This window comes from Actinoplanes derwentensis, from assembly GCF_900104725.1.
GTDB classification, from domain to species: Bacteria; Actinomycetota; Actinomycetes; order Mycobacteriales; family Micromonosporaceae; genus Actinoplanes; species Actinoplanes derwentensis.
Genome location: NZ_LT629758.1, coordinates 4,675,421 through 4,691,213, shown reverse-complemented (window position 1 = coordinate 4,691,213; position 15,793 = coordinate 4,675,421). Strand labels below are relative to the sequence as shown.

Genomic DNA, 15,793 nt, shown 5'->3' with positions numbered 1-15,793 from the left:
AGCGAGCGGGAGGGCGTCAACAGTGGAGGCTTATCTGGTCGGCGCCGTGCGTACTCCGGTGGGCCGCCGCAACGGCATGCACGCCGCCACGCACCCGGCCGATCTGGCCGCCGGCATCATCAAGAGCTTGATCAATGGCGTACGTGTTGATCCGGCCGCCGTGGACGACGTCATCCTGGGCTGTGTCGACACGGTCGGTCCACAGTCCGGTGACATCGCCCGGACGGCCTGGCTGGCGGCCGGTCTTCCAGAACACGTTCCCGGTGTGACCGTGGACCGGCAGTGCGGCTCGTCACAACAGGCCGTGCACTTCGCCGCTCAGGCGGTGATGAGCGGTACCGCCGACCTGATCGTGGCCGGTGGAGTGCAGAACATGACCCAGGTCCCGATCAGTAGCGCGATGGCCCCGCAAGGTCCTTACCAAGGTAGCCGTGGCTGGGCGAAGCGTTACGGATCCGACCTGGTGGACCAGTTCCATAGTGCCGACGCCATTGCGGCTCAGTGGTCCATCACCCCCGAGGAGATGCGGCGATTCGCTCTGGAGAGTCACCACAAGGCGATCGCGGCCATCGACAGCAACCGTTTCAAAACCGAGATCCAGGGGGCGGAGGACGACGAATGCCCCCGCCGGGACACCACCATCGAGAGAATGATGGCTCTGCGGCCGCTGCGTGACGGCGGCACCACCACCGCCGCGATGTCCAGCCAGACAGCCGACGGGGCCGCCGCTCTACTGATAGCGAACGGCAAGGCCCTCCGCACCCACGATCTGACCCCGCGAGCCAGAATCCGCCACCTTTCGGCGCGGGGTGACGACCCGATCCTGATGTTGACGGCGCCCATTCCCGCCACGGCACACGCGCTCAGGAGAACCGGGCTCTCCATCGGTGACATCGACCGTTTCGAAGTCAACGAGGCATTCGCGAGCGTCGTTCTGGCGTGGCTGCGGGAGACCGGTGCGGACCCGGCCCGGGTGAACGTCAACGGCGGCGCGATCGCCCTGGGGCACCCGCTCGGCGCGACCGGCGCCCGGCTGATGGTCACCATGTTGCACGAGCTGGAACGGTGCGGTGGCCGCTACGGCCTGCAGACCATGTGTGAGGGCGGTGGCCAGGCGAACGTGACGGTCATCGAGCGTCTGTGAGCCGGTCCAGGCCCTCCGCCGCCTCTTTCATGATCCGTTCGATCAGCGCGGCGCAGGTCGGCAGGTCGTCGATCAGCCCGGCGACCTGACCGGCGGACATCACCCCGAATTCCGGCCGCCCGTCGACCATCGCGGTGCGCAACAGAACCGGTGTGCCGGCGGCCATCAGCGTCTGTGCCCACGTCAATTCCCGGCCGTGCCGTGCGGTGCGCCCGGCGCGCAGCAGTTGCGGCCAGGTGAGCCCGGCGAGACGCCGGAACGCGACCGCGTGCCGGGCCGATCTGAGCAGCGCGCCGACGGTTCCCGACTTCTCCAGACCATTGACGTACGCCGTTCGCAGCACCCGATGCGGTACCCCGTCCACCGCTGTGGTGACCACGGTCCCGGTCACGTTCGCGTCGAGGTAGAGCTGTTTGACCCGTACCCCCACCGGGCTTTCGGCGGTCAGCAGGAACCGGGTTCCCATCGCGATTCCGGCGGCCCCGTAGGCGAGGGCGGCGACCAGCCCCCGCCCGTCGAAGAATCCACCGGCCGCCACCACCGGAATCCCCACCGAGTCGACCACCTGCGGCAGCAGAAGTGTCGTCGGAACCGCCCCGGTGTGCCCGCCGCCTTCACCGCCTTGCACGAGAACCGCGTCGACTCCCCATTGCGCGACCTTCTCGGCGTGCCGCCTCGCCCCGACCGACGGCATCGTCAGCACTCCACCGCCGGCGCATCTGTGGATCAGTTCGCGGGACGGCGCGAGAGCGAACGAGGCGAGTCTGACGCGTTCCCGGATCAGCAGTTCGACGCGTTCCGAGGCGTCCGGCGCGTCCGACCGGATGTTGACGCCGAACGGTTCTCCGGTCCGGTCCTTGATCCGGTGAATGGTGTCGCGCAGCTCGTCCAGGGTCATGGTCGCGGACGCGACGATGCCGAATCCGCCCGCCTCGGCGACCGCGGAGACCAGCCGTGCGCCCGCGACGTAACCCATTCCGGTCTGCACGATCGGGTGCCGGCAACCGAGCAGATCGGTGAGCGCGGTCCTCACCGGATCTCCCGTTCCCGGGCGTTCGACGGGTCCAGATGGTCGCGGATCAGCGTCAGTTCCGCCCCGGTGGGTTCACGGGTCTGCGACACCCGCTCCGGAATGGTCAGCGTGAATCCGGTGGCGGCCACCACGTCGCCGACCGTCACGCCGGAATGGGTGGATCGCAGCCGCATCGACCGGTCCGGGGTGGCGAAGTCCAGCACCGCGAGATCGGTGACGACGAGGCGGATCTCGTGCGCGTTCCGGTCGTGGCCGACGCCGGAGACCATGTCGACGTTCTCGACGAAGACCCGCGGCGAATGGCGTGGGATCCAGTAGCTGACCGGATGATTCACCGTGTTCCCCGGGGCGCCGCGCACACACAACAACTGCGATCTCGGTTTCTCCCAGGGCCCGACGCAGGAGATGTTCTGATTGCCGAACCGGTCCAGCTGGCTCGCGCCCATCATCACGTGCCGGGTGCCGGCCGCGACGATCGCGAACACCGTCCGGTACGGCAGCCAGCCCTCGGCCCGGCCGTCCCGTAACAGGGTCGCCTCACCGTCGGTGACGAGCAGTTCCGGTGCGAACGTCGACTGCGCCAGCCGGGCCCCCAGCTGTGGGATCAGCCCGGCCGAACTCGCCAGGATCGCGCCGTCCCCACGCCACGCCTCGGCACACGCCACGACGCAGGTCTCGGCCCGGGTCATCGCTTGACCGCCAGCTGATAGTCGGCTTCGCCGCCGTCGAGATAGCGGGCCCGGAACGTGTCCCAGTCGGTGCCGGCGTACTCCCGCTGAAACGCCTCGTCCCGTTCGTAGTCGGGCACACAACTGGTGAAGTGGGCGCCGTTCGGGGTGTGCAGGACACCGTCGACCATCGATCTGTTGACCAGCAGGGTCTGTGGTGGGCCGCCGGACATCAGATCATCGGTGGTCTCGATCTGTTCACAGGACAGGAATCGGCGCTTCGCGGCCAGGCAGAACAGGTCGTCGAAATACGGATCGGGGCCGAGATAGCGGCCGTTGCCGCCGGGGTCCGCACGATTCAGGTGGATGAACGCGACGTCCAGGGCAATCGCGGGCATAGCCACGAGTTCGGTGTCGTCCGGATAGGGGGAGCGGACCGTCCGCAGCGCCGGGTTGACCCGCATCACGTCGGACCCGAGGCCCGCGCGAATCGGCAGAAACGGGAGCCGGTTGGCGGCGGCGAGCAGTCCCCAGTAGAGCATTCCCTCGTCGTACTCGGTCAAAGCGATCGTGCCCTCGCTGCGGGCCCGGCGGAAATGCGGTTCGAGGGGAATGCTGTCCAGGGAGACGAAACCGGTGACCACCCGGCGTGCGATTCCGGCCGCCACCAGCAGCCCGACGTCGGGGCCGCCGTACGACACGAGGGTCAGATCTTTTCGCCCGGATCGCAGAATCGCCCGGACCACGGCCATCGGTTTGCGCCGCGACCCCCAGCCCCCGATGCCGATCGTCATGCCGTCCCGGATCTCGGAGACCGCGTCCTCGACACTGCCGACCTTGTTCACCGTTCCTCCAGGAATCTCCGGCGGCCCCGATCGCCGGCCCCGTTGAGGTTGAGTTCGAAGGTGAAGCCCTGCTCGAACCGGTAGGACCGCTTCACGTCGACCGGGTCGATGCCGTTCAGTGATTCCTTCGCCCGCCGGATGACCAGGGGATCCTTGGCCGCGATCTCGGCGGCGACCCGGCGTGCGGCCGGTCGCAGCCCGGCCGGTGGTACCACTTCGAGAACCGTCCCGAACCGGTGCAGCTCCCACGCCGTCACCGGCCGGCACGTGTAGACCATCGTCCGCATCAACTGATGCGGAACCAGCCGCGCCAGGTGGGTGGCCGCGCCGAGGGCCCCGCGATCGACCTCGGGCAGCCCGAACGTCGCGTCGTCGGCGGCCACCACCAGATCGGCGTTGCCGGCCAGCCCGACCCCGCCACCGAGGCAGAACCCCTGCACCGCAGCGATCACCGGCACCGGGCAGTCGTAGACCGCCGCGAACGCCGCAGCGCAACCACGGTTCGCGGCAAGAAGTGCCTCGTGACCGTCCGCGCGTTGCATCTCCTTGATGTCGACGCCCGCGCAGAAGCCACGGCCCTCGGCGGCGAGCACGACGGCCCGCGTCGTCGGATCGGCACCGGCGGCGGCGAGCGCCTCGGCGATGGCGTGCCAGCCGGCCGCCGGCACCGCGTTGACCGGCGGGAAGTCCACGATCACTTCGGCGATTTCGCCGCGTTGCAGCTCAATGCCCACGAGCGTCAGGCTAACCTAGCGCTTGCTTGGGTGGCTAGCATCGATCGACATGGACCCTCTGGACTTCGCGGGCCGGGCCGTGGTCGTCACCGGCGGCACCCGCGGCATCGGTGCCGTCATCGCGTCCGCGTTCCGCTCGGCGGGCGCCGACGTCCTGGTGTGCGCCCGCACGTCACCGTCTGCCGTCCCACCGGGTGACTTCTTTCCCGCTGACGTACGTGATCCGGCGCAAGCCTCGGCCTTGGTCGCCGCGGCGGTGACTCGGTTCGGGCGGCTCGACGTCCTGATCAACAACGCCGGCGGCAGCCCGTCGGTGCCGGCCGGAACCGCCTCACCCCGCCTGCACGCGAAGATCATCGAGCTGAACCTGATCGCGCCGCTGCACGTTTCACAGGCCGCCAACACGGTGATGCGCGCCCAGTCCACCGGCGGGGTCATCCTGATGATCGGCAGTGTCAGCGGCACCCGCCCGTCGCCGGGAACCGCCGCCTACGGAGCCGCCAAGGCCGGCCTGCATCACCTGACCACCAGCCTGGCCGCCGAGTGGGCCCCGCTGGTGAGGGTCAACAACCTGGTGGTCGGCCCGGTCGGCGCCTCCCCGGAGACTCCCGTGCCGGGTGCCGCCGCGACGATCGACCGCACCGTTCCGATGGGCCGGGCCGCCTCTCCCGGTGAGGTCGCCAGTGCCTGCCTGTTGCTGGCCTCGCCGCTCGCCGGCTACATCACCGGCGCCTCTCTCGCCGTGCACGGAGGCGGCGAGTGGCCGGCGTATCTGGCGGACCTCCGGGACACGGCGTACCGTGCCGAGAAATAGAACCTGTTGCAGAATTGCGGCGTTCGGAGGCTCGGCATGGTGCTCTCGATCAAGGCCAGACGCGACGAGGCCGGCCTGAGTGCCGGGGAACTTCTGATCGACGGCCGGTGGCGCCCGGCCGGTGACGGCAATCTCTGGACCCATCATCACCCGGCCACCGCCGAAGAGGTCGGCACGTTCGCGATCGCCGGGGTGGCCGATGTGGACGCGGCGGTCCGCAGTGCGCGCGCGGCCTTCGACGACGGCCCCTGGCCGCGGGCCCGCGCCAAGGACCGGATCCGGGTCCTGCGGCGGATCGCCGACGGCATCCGTGGACACGCCGAGGAGTTGCAGACCCTGGTCGCACTGGACAACGGGGTGCCGGTCAGCTTCGGCGAGACCTACGCGATGTCCGTCGAATGCGTGGCCGACATCTTCGAACACCACGCCGGCTGGGTCGACAAGATCGGCGGCGAGACGCTGCCCGGCTATCAGGGCGGCGACCACATGGTGTTCACCCTGCGCGAACCGGTCGGGGCGGTGGCCGCGGTCATCCCGTGGAACGGGCCGCTGCTGCTCGCCGCGCAGAAACTAGCCCCCGCGCTCGCGGCCGGCTGCACCGTCGTACTCAAACCCTCCGAGTTCGCCACGTTCTCGGTGCTGCGGCTGGTCCGCATCATCGAGGAGGCCGGGCTGCCGGCGGGCGTGCTCAACGTGGTGACCGGCCCCGGCGAGACCACCGGCGACGCCCTGATCAACCACCCCCTGATCGACAAGATCACCTTCACCGGGAGCCGCGGTGTCGGCCGCAAGGTGCTCGCCGCCGCCGCGAACGGCATCAAACGTGTCAGCCTCGAACTCGGCGGCAAGAGCCCGTCGGTGGTCTTCCCCGACGCTGACGTGTACGCGGCGGCCACCACCACCATGGGCACGGTGACTCTCGGGCTCTCCGGGCAGGCGTGCGTCGCGCACACCCGGGCGCTGGTCCACCGGGACGTCTACGACGAGTTCCTGGCCATCGTCGAAGCGATGGCCGCCTTGGTCAACTACGGCGACCCGTTCCACCCGGAGACCACCGCGTCGCCACTGATCAACGAGCGCCAGCTGGACCGGGTGCTCGGCTACATCGAGTCCGGCCGGGCCGAGGGCGCCCGCCTGATCGTCGGTGGTGACCGTCTCGACGGCGAGCTGGCGGCCGGCAACTTCGTGCAGCCCACGGTCTTCGCCGACGTCTCCAACGACGCCACCATCGCGCGGGAGGAGATCTTCGGGCCGGTCCTGGCGGTGATCCCGTTCACCGATGAGGACGAGGCGATCCGACTGGCCAACGACACGTCGTACGGCCTGGCCGCCACCGTGTGGACCGCCGACGTGCGCCGCGCGTTCCGGATGACGAAGGCCCTGCGTGCCGGGACGGTGGGTGTCAACGGCTACCAGCTGGAGCCGCATGTGGCGTTCGGCGGTCACGGCCAGTCCGGCCTGAACCGCGAGGGCGGCCGCTCGTCGATCGAGGCCTACACCGAGTTGAAGACGGTTCTGATCCCGACCTCGGACGAAATGATGTGATGCTAGGGTCTCGTTCCTAGACGGTTGCCGTCTAGGAAAGGGGCTCGGGGATGAACGCTCAGCAGGCCGCCTGGCGGGCCAGGACACTGCCGCCGGTGGAGAAGCTCGCCGGTGGCCTGGTGTCCGTCCCGGTGCCGATCCCGAACAACCCGCTGCGTTACACCCTCAGTTACCTGATCCCCGGCGACGACGGCCTGGTCGTGGTCGACCCCGGCTGGGACAGCGACCCCGGCTGGGCCGCGCTGCTCGCCGGCCTGGCCGAAGCCGGTGCCACGGCCGCCGACGTCACCGGGGTGGTGCTCACCCACGTGCACCCGGACCACCACGGCCTGACCGCCCGTCTCCGCGACGCCTCCGGTGCCTGGGTCGCCATGCACCCCGCCGAGCGCGACTCGATGCTGCGCGACCGCGACACCGCGCCGAGCGTCGCCCTCACCGGCTGGCTGCGCGACCTCCACGTGCCACAAACCGAGATCAACGACCTTCTGGGTACGTTCGGGTCAGCCGTCGACGAGCACTTCGCTCCACTGGCCGACCCCGACGTGATGCTCGGCGACGGCGACCTGGTCCCGTTGACCGGCCGGCACATCCGGGCGATCTGGACTCCCGGCCACACCCCCGGCCACCTCTGCCTCCTGGACACCGATGCGCAGGTGCTGCTGACCGGAGACCACGTGCTGCCCCGGATCAGCCCCAACATCGGCCTGCAGTTGAGTGGCGGCGACCCCCTCGGTGACTACCTGGAGTCGCTGGCGAAGGTGACCGCCTACGACGACTGCGAAGCCCTGCCCGGCCACGAGTACCGCTTCCACGGGATCGCCGCCCGAGCCGCCGAACTGACCACCCACCACCGGGACCGCTGCGCCGAGATCGTCGCCACCGTCGAACGACTCGGCGCCCCCGGCATCTGGCCGCTCGCGGCGGCCCTGAGCTGGTCTCGCCCGTGGTCCGAGATCGGCCCGATGAAGGTCGCCGCGGTGGCCGAGACCGCCGCCCACGTCGAACTCCTGATCAAAGCCGGCACCCTGACCCGCAAGCAGGCCGCCGACGGCACCCAGCGTCTACTACCCGGCTGACCCGGCCGCGGGCGGTGCCTCGGCTGTCGCCACCGACGCCAGCACGAAATCGACCAGTTCCTCGGCGTACCGGTCGGCGCCACGGGCCACCTTCGCCCGCAACCGGGCCGGGGCCACCAGCGCGTGGTTCAGGGCGCCGCCGCTGATCGTGTCCAGCAGCAGGGTCACGCTGGTGTCCTTGCGCAGCTGGCCCCGGTCGATGCCCCGGTGCACTATCGCCCGGGCCGCGGTCGCCTGCGACTGCAGGAACCGATCCAGGTGCTCGGGCCCGGACGGGATGCTCTCCGCCTCCAGCATCAGCCGCAGCACCGACCCGCCGGCCTCGTCCAGGAACGCGCGCAGCACCTGCCGGGCCAGCGCCACCAGATCGTCGCGCAGCGAACCCGTGTCGATGTCGCGCACCCCGGACAGCCGGGACGCGAACACCGCCGCCAGCAGCGCTTCCTTGTTGGGCCACCGCAGGTAGATCGAGGCTTTCCCCACCCCGGCCTTGCGGGCCACCGCGTCCACCGAGAACCGCGCCCACCCCTCGGCGCCGAACACCTCGGCCGCCGCCCGGGTGATCCGCTCGTCGACCTCGGGATCTCGAGGCCGGCCCATGGGCGAAGCAGCCACGACGCTCCTCCCGTTGATCGACCGGCCGGCGCTCAGTCTAGGGCGATGTGATCACCCGGCCACCGCCGACTTTCACCAATGGTCTCGACGGACACGCGCCATCGCCGGTCAGGTCGGCAGCTTGCGGTGATCCCAGCTGGCCACCCGGACCGGATCGACCACATACGCGGTGCGTTTCCGGGCCGCGTGGGCGACGTAGGCGTCCAGGGCATCCGGTGGGACGTCCGGTATCCGCTCTGCGATCAGCCGCCCGACCCCGGTGACCCCGGGCAGATCGTCGATCGGTGTCACCACGCCGCTCACCTGCACGCCCCGCAGCTCGAAATAGTCCTCACCGTCCTCGACCAGGCAGGTCAGCCGGGGATCGCGGGCCAGGTTGCGCGCCTTCCGCGAGGCTCGATAGGTCCAGAACGCGATCCGCCCCGCGTCCAGCCCGAAGAACATCGTCACCAGATGCGGCGTCCCGTCCGGGTTGATCGTCGCTATCTGCACCTTCCTCGCCCGCGCGAGAAACGCCCCGATCTCATCGTCGGCCATGGTGACCGTCGCGCGTTGTTTCACCGTGACCTCCGATCGCGGCGCCGTCACGGTCGGGAGGGCTCGCCGAAAGTGGATTCGGCCAGCGGAATCGTCTCCTCGCAGACGAAGCCCGGACTCGGTGGATCGGCGGTGAAGACAGTGCTCAGGGCATCGTCCAGTTCGGTGGCCGTCCAATGGCCGGCCGTCGCGTGGAAGACCGCCCGCACGGTCGGCGGCCCCATGACGGCCACCATGTCGCCGTGCACCACGAAGACCTCACCGGTGATCAGAGCGCCCGCCGGACCGGCCAGGTGCACGACCAGAGGAGCCACGTGCGACGGAGACAGCGGATCCGGTCCGCTGGGCGCGGGCCCCATCAGCTCGCCGGTCATCGCGGTACGGGCCCGCGGGCAGATGGCGTTCACCCGTACCCCATGTCTGAGACAACCCCGGGCCGTCGCCAGGGTGAGCGAAACGATCCCCCCTTTGGCCGCGGCGTAGTTGGGTTGCCCGGCGGAGCCGAGGAGAAAGGCCTCCGAAGCGGTGTTGACGATCCGCGCGTACACCGGTCCACCGGCCTCTTTGCTGCGGTCCCGCCACCAGGCGGTTGCGAACCGGGTGGTCACGAAATGCCCGCGCAGGTGGACCCGGACGACCGTGTCCCACTCCTGCTCCGACATCGAGAAGATCATCCGATCGCGGAGCACCCCGGCGTTGTTGACCAGCACGTCCAGCCCGCCGAAGGTCTCCACCGCGGTCTTGACCAGGGCCTGCCCGGTCGACCAGTCGGCCACGTCGCCCGGGCGGGCGACAGCTTCGCCACCGGCCGAGCGGACCCGCTCGACGACCGCGTCGAGCGACGGCCCGGCAAGATCGTTGAGGACCAGGCGGGCACCGGCCTCGGCCAGTGCCAGCGCCTCCACTTCGCCGAGGCCCTGCCCGGCGCCGGTGACGATCGCGACCCGCCCGTCGAAGGACTGCTCGCCCGGCATCTCAGTACCCCGGTCCGCTCAGGAGCCCGCCGTCGGCGAGGAATTCGGCCCCCGTCGTGTAGGACGACTCGTCGGACGCCAGGAACGCCACCAGCCGGGAGATCTCGACCGGCTCGGCGAACCGGGCGATCGGCAGCGCCTTGAGAAATCCGCCCGGGTCCACCCCGGTCATCGCCTGTGCCGCGGTCAGGGCCATCGACGTCATCACCCCGCCGGGGTGCACCGAGTTGACCCGGATGCCGTGCGGCCCGAGTTCCTGAGCCGCCGACCTGGTCAGGCCACGGACACCGAACTTGCTGGCGCTGTAGGCGGACAGACCCGACGCCCCGGCGAACCCTTCGATGGACGAGATGTTGACGATCGAACCGCCTCCACCGGCCGTCATCGGCGCGACGGCCTGCCGGATGCCGAGCCATGTGCCGATCAGGTTGACCTCGATGACCTGCCGGAACTCGGCCGGATCCATCTCCGCGACGGGAGCGTGCCGCAGGATGCCGGCGTTGTTGACGAGCACGTCGAGGCGCCCGAAGGACGACAGCGTGGTGTCGACGGCGGCCGCCCAGTCGTCGGCACTGGTCACATCGTGATGCACGAACCTGCAGCGTTGCGTGCCGATCCCGTCGGCGACCGATCGGCCCTTCTCGTCGAGCACGTCACCGATCACCACCAGCGCGCCCTCGGCGGCGAAGTGCCGGGCATGAGCTTTGCCCATGCCACGGGCCCCGCCGGTGATCAGTGCAACCTTGCCGTCCAGCCGCCCCATCGCGCCTCCTGATCGGAGCCGAACCAAACGCTTGCTTGGTTGCAGCTTAGACCGAAGACCGTCGATTACTGAAGGCCGTGATCCCGTCGAACAGCAACCGCAGCAGACCGTCGACGATCTCCTCGGTGGTCCAGGTCGCCGACGGCCGGGACGACGGGATCCACAGGATGTCGCGGAGCAGCCGGTACGCCAGCCGGGCGTCCAGATCGGCTCGGAACACCCCGGTCTGTTTGCCGCGTTCCAGCTGGTCGATCCAGGTCTGCTCGATCTCCTTCATGGCCGTGCGCAGATAGGCGAACCGGGGCTGGCCGCTGAAGTAGTTCCAGTCGTTCTGCAGCATGGTCAGTGCGGCCCGGTGCCGGCCCAGGGTGGCGCTGCTGGATCGTACGATCAGCTCGATCGCCTCTCGCGGGCCGGGCGCCGCGCGGACCGCCTCGCGGTAACCGGCGAGGACGTCCTCCAGGAAGGCGCTGAGGATCTCGTCCCCGATCGACTCCTTGGAGTCGAAGTGGTGGTAGAGGCTGCCGGAGAGGATTCCGGCCGCGTCCGCGATCTCGCGCACGGTGGTGGCCCGGAACCCCTTCGCGGCGAAGAGGTCCCCGGCGAGCTGGACGAGACGGGTGCGCCGCTCGGACGGGCTTCGGGATGGTGTCACCGGCCGATTATGTCTCTTGAGCGAACGCTTGCTTGGTTCCGTCCTGCTCGTTAGCGTAGAACGCGTTCTAATTTCTGAGGGGGTGCCGGGATGCGCGCGGCGATTCTGCACACGATCGGCGATGAGAAACTCGAACTTCGCGACGACGTCGAAGTGCTCGGCCCCGGCCCCGGCGAGGTTCGGATCAAGGTGCGCGCCTCCGGCGTCTGCCACTCCGACCTCTCCGCGATCCAGGGCGGCCTGCCGCAGCCGGTGCCCGCGGTCCTCGGCCACGAGGCGGCCGGTGACGTCATCTCCGTCGGGGACGGCGTCGACGACCTGAGCGCCGGTGACCGGGTGGCGGTCAACTGGCTGCCCGCGTGCGGCAGCTGCACCCACTGCCGCCGCAACGAGCCGTACCTGTGCATGACGCACGTGATGGCCGGTTACGTGATCCCCCGTTTCACCGCCGGTGGCCAGGAGATCTTCGGGATGGCCGGGTGCGGGTCGTTCGCCGAGGAGATGGTGGTCCCGCGAGCCGGCGCGGTCCGGATCGACGACGACGTGCCCTACGAGGTGGCGGCCCTGGTCGGCTGCGGGGTCACCACCGGCGTCGGGGCCGTGATCAACACCGCGGGGGTACGCCCCGGCGACACGGTCGTCGTCATCGGCTGCGGCGGTGTCGGCATCGCCGCGATCCAGGGCGCCCGTCTCGCCGGAGCGGCCGTGATCGTCGCCGTGGACACGGTTCCGGCCCGGCACGACGCGGCCCGCCGGTTCGGCGCCACCCACACGGCCGGCCCCGACGAACTGAGCGACCTGCAGATGGAAGTGGTGCCGGAGGGCTTCGACCACGCTTTCGACGTGGTGGCCGTGCCGCAGACGCTCCGCACCGCGTGGGCCGTCTGCCGCCGGGGTGGCAGCGTCATCGTGGTGGGCGCCGGTCGCGTCGAGCATCAGGTCGAGTTCAGCCCGTTCGAACTGCTCTTCGAAGGCAAACGGATCCTCCCGTCGCTCTACGGCTCGGCCGAGCCACACCGCGACTTCCCCCGCCTGCTGGCGCTCTGGCGGGCCGGGCGCCTCGACATCGAGGGCATGATCAGCCGCCGGTTGCGCCTCGACCAGGTCGGCGAGGCCCTGGCCGCACTGGGCAGCGGCGACGTGATCCGCCAAGTGATCATCACGCCCTGATGCGTCTCGGAATCCAGCTCGGCTACAGCGGCGAGGGCTTCGCCGCCGCGGTCGACGAGGTGGTCGAGTTCGAGGAAGCCGGCGCGGAGCTGGTCGTGGTCCCCGAGGCCTACAGCTTCGACGCGGTCAGCCAACTCGGTTTCCTGGCCGCCCGCACCCGCGACATGCAACTCGCGTCCGGGGTGATGCAGCTCTACACCCGCACGCCGACGCTGCTCGCGATGACCGCGGCCGGGCTCGACTACGTCTCCGGTGGCCGCTTCAACCTGGGCCTGGGCGCCTCCGGACCACAGGTCATCGAAGGCTTCCACGGGGTCCGTTACGACGCGCCGCTCGCCCGCACCCGCGAGACCGTCGAGATCTGCCGCCGGGTCTGGCGCCGCGAGCCCTTGACCTTCGACGGTGCCCACTACACGATCCCGCTGCCGGGCGACCACCCCAAACCCCTCAAGATCATCAACCGTCCGGTACGGCCACGGATCCCGATCCTGCTGGCCGCCATGGGCCCCCGCAACGTGGCCCTGGCCGCCGAGACGGCCGACGGCTGGCAGGCCCTGTGGCTCGACCCGGGCTCCGCCGACCGGGTCTTCGGCGACGCCCTGGCCGACGGCAGGTCCCGCCGCGACCCGGCACTGCCCCCATTGGACGTGAGCGTTCCCGTGCCCTTCGCCGTCGGCGACCCGACCCCCGAACTGCTGGGCGGGCATCGTGCCCAGTTGGCGCTCTACCTCGGCGGCATGGGATCCAGGAACCGCAACTTCTCCAACGATCTGGTACGCCGCTACGGCTACGCCGAACAGGCCACCCGAGTCCAGGACCTGTTCCTGTCCGGCCACCGCTCCGAAGCCGCAGCCGCCGTTCCCGCCCCCTTGGTGGCAGCGACTTCCCTGGTGGGCACCCCCGACACGATCCGCCGTCGCCTCGCCGACTTCGCCAAGGCCGGCGTCACCACCCTGCTGGCGTCCCCGCTGGCCCCCACCCGCACGGAGCGAGTCAAGGACGTCGCCACGCTCCGAGACCTGCTCCGAGCGGTCTAGAGCTTCGGGCCGACGTACGCCACCAGACAACGCCGGGAGCCGGGAGTGAGCGGTCCTGGGTGGGTACCTCAGCGAGCGCGCCGCCCACAACGGGTGATATGACTCAGCGGTGCGATCTCCCTGGCGGCATCCGGCCCGCGTCGTGCCGCTGGCGTTTCTGGCCCTGATCGTGATCGGGACCGGGCTGATGATGCTGCCCGCGGCCCGCGCCGAACCCGGTCACGCGCCCTTCGTCACCGCCCTGTTCACGGCGGCGTCCGCGGTCTGTGTCACCGGGCTGGCCGTGGTCGACACGCCGACGTACTGGTCCACTTTCGGCCACGTACTGCTGACGGTGTTGTCGCAGATCGGCGGGTTCGGCATCGTGACGATGGCGACCCTGATCAGTCTGCTGGTGTCGCGCCGGCTCGGGCTGCGCAGCCGGCTGCTGGCCCAGACCGAGAGTGCCGGGCTGTTCGGTGACAATCTGCGCGGCATCCTGTTCCGGGTGGCGATGGTCATGCTGGTGTGCGAGAGCGCCATCGCCCTGGTCCTGACGTTGAGATTCCGGTTCGGGTACGACTACCCGCTCGGCCGCGCCGTCTGGGAAGCCGTGTTCCACGCGGTGCAGGCGTTCAACAATGCCGGATTCGCCCTCTACTCTGACAGTATCGTGCGGTTCGTCACCGACCCGTGGATCTGCCTGCCCCTGGCGTTCGGGGTGATGGCCGGTTCGATCGGGTTTCCGGTCCTGTTCGAACTCGCGCGCGAATGGCGTACGCCAGGCCGTTGGTCCACCCACACCTTCCTGACGGTGACCGGCAGCCTGTTGTTCTCGGTCGCCGGTTTTCTGGTCTTCCTGACCTTCGAATGGCGCAACCCGGGCACGCTCGGCCCGCTGAGCACCGGTGGCAAGATCCTCGCGTCGTTCACCCAGGACGTGATGACCCGGTCCGGCGGGTTCAACAGCGTCGACCTGGGGCGGATGAACAGCGAGACGATCGCCGTCACCAACGGGCTGATGTTCATCGGCGGCGGCAGCGCCAGCACCGCCGGTGGTATCAAACTGACCACGTTCATGCTGCTCGGGTTCGTGATCTGGGCGGAGATCCGCGGTGAACCCGACGTGGTCATCCGCAAACGCCGGATCGCCGAGGAGACCCAGCGGCAGGCCGTCACCGTGGCGCTGCTGGGTGTCGCCCTGGTCGCCACCGGCACCGTCGTCCTGGACGCGCTCACCGAGGACATCCCGTTCGACCGGGCCCTGTTCGAGGTCACCTCGGCGTTTGCCACCGTCGGCCTCAGTACCGGCGTCACCCCGACCCTGCCGCCGTCCGCCCAGGTCGTCCTGGTCATCCTGATGTACGTCGGCCGGGTCGGCACCATCGCGGTCGGCACCGCGATCGCCCTCAACACCCGCCGCCGCCACTACCGCTACCCGGAGGAGAGACCCCTCGTTGGCTGACGAAAAGGACGAAAAGCTCGCCCAGGGCGCCCACGTCGCGGTGATCGGCCTCGGCCGGTTCGGTGGCGCCGTCGCCGAGGCCCTGCTGGAACTCGGCTACGAGGTCCTCGGCATCGACTCCGACCCGCGGATCGTCCAGGACTGGTCGGACCGGCTCACCCAGGTCGCCGAAGCCGACTCCACCGACGAGGAGGCGCTGCGCCAGCTCGGCGTGCACGAGTTCGGCCGGGCCGTCGTCGGCATCGGCACCAACCTGGAGACCAGCGTTCTCACTGTGCTCACCCTCACCGAGATGGGCGTACCGGAGATCTGGGCCAAGGCCACCAGCGTCAAACACGGCAAGATCCTGTCGTCGGTCGGCGCCGACCACGTGATCTTCCCCGAGTCGGAGATGGGCGAACGGGTGGCCCACCTGATCAGCGGCCGGATGCTGGACTACATCGAATTCGACGACGGTTTCGCCATCGCCAAGGTCCGCGCTCCCCGCGGTGCCGCCGGGCGCACCTTGGCCGACCTGGCGCTGCGCACCCGATGGGGCGTGACGGTGGTGGGCACCAAACGGCCGGGCGAGGATTTCGTGTACGCCAGACCAGAGACCACGATCCCCGAGAACGCCGTCCTGATCGTGGCCGGCGACACCGAGAAGGTGGAGGCCTACGCCGCCGAGAACTGACCCGGCGCCGCTTTGTGACGCGAACCGTGACTCGGCACGCCCCAGGCGGGATCGTCGCGATGGCCG

At 69.8% G+C, this 15,793-nt stretch carries 17 protein-coding genes; 8 read left to right on the top strand and 9 right to left on the bottom strand.

Translation table 11 applies throughout. The annotated features are described in order from the left end of the window. The first annotated feature begins 22 nt into the window (after window positions 1-22). The gene (locus BLU81_RS20835) at window positions 23-1,144 is read left to right on the top strand and encodes an acetyl-CoA C-acetyltransferase (RefSeq protein ID WP_092546209.1); all 1,122 of its coding nucleotides are present in this window, start codon (window positions 23-25) and stop codon (window positions 1,142-1,144) included. On the opposite strand, the gene BLU81_RS20830 is transcribed toward BLU81_RS20835, so the two are convergent. Genes BLU81_RS20830 through BLU81_RS20815 form a run of 4 tightly spaced genes read right to left on the bottom strand, consistent with a single transcriptional unit; the run spans window position 1,128 to window position 4,424 of the window. Beyond that, window positions 1,128-2,120, bottom strand: a complete 993-nt coding sequence (locus tag BLU81_RS20830) for an NAD(P)H-dependent flavin oxidoreductase (RefSeq protein ID WP_231954799.1) — start codon at window positions 2,118-2,120, stop codon at window positions 1,128-1,130. The two genes, BLU81_RS20835 and BLU81_RS20830, sit on opposite strands and share 17 nt — an antisense overlap. A 53-nt stretch (window positions 2,121-2,173) precedes the next feature. Next, window positions 2,174-2,866, bottom strand: coding sequence for a CoA-transferase subunit beta (locus BLU81_RS20825; protein WP_092546207.1), 693 nt, complete (start codon window positions 2,864-2,866; stop codon window positions 2,174-2,176). After that, window positions 2,863-3,705, bottom strand: coding sequence for a CoA transferase subunit A (locus tag BLU81_RS20820; RefSeq protein ID WP_373873336.1), 843 nt, complete (start codon window positions 3,703-3,705; stop codon window positions 2,863-2,865). Before BLU81_RS20820 ends, BLU81_RS20825 begins: the two co-directional genes overlap by 4 nt. After that, window positions 3,687-4,424 (bottom strand): enoyl-CoA hydratase family protein, encoded by a 738-nt coding sequence (locus tag BLU81_RS20815; protein WP_092546206.1) that lies wholly within the window; start codon window positions 4,422-4,424, stop codon window positions 3,687-3,689. Before BLU81_RS20815 ends, BLU81_RS20820 begins: the two co-directional genes overlap by 19 nt. Window positions 4,425-4,473: 49 nt before the next feature. Here BLU81_RS20815 and BLU81_RS20810 point away from each other — a divergent pair, with 49 nt between their 5' ends. Genes BLU81_RS20810 through BLU81_RS20800 form a run of 3 tightly spaced genes read left to right on the top strand, consistent with a single transcriptional unit; the run spans window position 4,474 to window position 7,859 of the window. Next, entirely contained in the window at window positions 4,474-5,238 is a 765-nt protein-coding gene (locus BLU81_RS20810; RefSeq protein ID WP_092546205.1) for an SDR family oxidoreductase, read from the top strand. 36 nt (window positions 5,239-5,274) lie between these two features. After that, complete coding sequence (locus BLU81_RS20805; RefSeq protein ID WP_092546204.1) at window positions 5,275-6,783, top strand: aldehyde dehydrogenase family protein; 1,509 nt, start codon at window positions 5,275-5,277, stop codon at window positions 6,781-6,783. A gap of 50 nt (window positions 6,784-6,833) precedes the next feature. After that, entirely contained in the window at window positions 6,834-7,859 is a 1,026-nt protein-coding gene (locus BLU81_RS20800) for an MBL fold metallo-hydrolase (protein WP_172890585.1), read from the top strand. Here BLU81_RS20800 and BLU81_RS20795 read toward each other — a convergent pair. The 5 genes from BLU81_RS20795 to BLU81_RS20775 form a co-directional block, all read right to left on the bottom strand. Then, complete coding sequence (locus BLU81_RS20795) at window positions 7,848-8,474, bottom strand: TetR/AcrR family transcriptional regulator (protein ID WP_231954673.1); 627 nt, start codon at window positions 8,472-8,474, stop codon at window positions 7,848-7,850. The genes BLU81_RS20800 and BLU81_RS20795 overlap by 12 nt on opposite strands. A 108-nt stretch (window positions 8,475-8,582) precedes the next feature. Further along, a complete protein-coding gene (locus BLU81_RS20790; protein WP_373873335.1) occupies window positions 8,583-9,035 on the bottom strand; it encodes a pyridoxamine 5'-phosphate oxidase family protein in 453 nt (150 codons plus the stop codon). Between the two features lie 23 nt (window positions 9,036-9,058). Continuing rightward, window positions 9,059-9,985, bottom strand: coding sequence for an SDR family NAD(P)-dependent oxidoreductase (locus BLU81_RS20785; protein ID WP_092546202.1), 927 nt, complete (start codon window positions 9,983-9,985; stop codon window positions 9,059-9,061). Window position 9,986: 1 nt separating this feature from the next. Then, window positions 9,987-10,748 (bottom strand): glucose 1-dehydrogenase, encoded by a 762-nt coding sequence (locus BLU81_RS20780; protein ID WP_092546201.1) that lies wholly within the window; start codon window positions 10,746-10,748, stop codon window positions 9,987-9,989. A gap of 46 nt (window positions 10,749-10,794) precedes the next feature. Then, window positions 10,795-11,403, bottom strand: a complete 609-nt coding sequence (locus tag BLU81_RS20775) for a TetR/AcrR family transcriptional regulator (RefSeq protein ID WP_092546200.1) — start codon at window positions 11,401-11,403, stop codon at window positions 10,795-10,797. Window positions 11,404-11,493: 90 nt separating this feature from the next. Between BLU81_RS20775 and BLU81_RS20770 the strand changes: the two genes are divergently transcribed. From BLU81_RS20770 to BLU81_RS20755, 4 genes are all read left to right on the top strand, one after another. Further along, window positions 11,494-12,573 (top strand): Zn-dependent alcohol dehydrogenase, encoded by a 1,080-nt coding sequence (locus tag BLU81_RS20770; RefSeq protein ID WP_092546199.1) that lies wholly within the window; start codon window positions 11,494-11,496, stop codon window positions 12,571-12,573. After that, entirely contained in the window at window positions 12,573-13,610 is a 1,038-nt protein-coding gene (locus tag BLU81_RS20765; RefSeq protein WP_092546198.1) for an LLM class F420-dependent oxidoreductase, read from the top strand. Before BLU81_RS20770 ends, BLU81_RS20765 begins: the two co-directional genes overlap by 1 nt. Window positions 13,611-13,719: 109 nt before the next feature. After that, complete coding sequence (locus tag BLU81_RS20760) at window positions 13,720-15,054, top strand: TrkH family potassium uptake protein (protein WP_092546197.1); 1,335 nt, start codon at window positions 13,720-13,722, stop codon at window positions 15,052-15,054. After that, window positions 15,047-15,727 (top strand): potassium channel family protein, encoded by a 681-nt coding sequence (locus tag BLU81_RS20755; protein ID WP_092546196.1) that lies wholly within the window; start codon window positions 15,047-15,049, stop codon window positions 15,725-15,727. Before BLU81_RS20760 ends, BLU81_RS20755 begins: the two co-directional genes overlap by 8 nt. The last annotated feature ends 66 nt before the right edge of the window (window positions 15,728-15,793 follow it).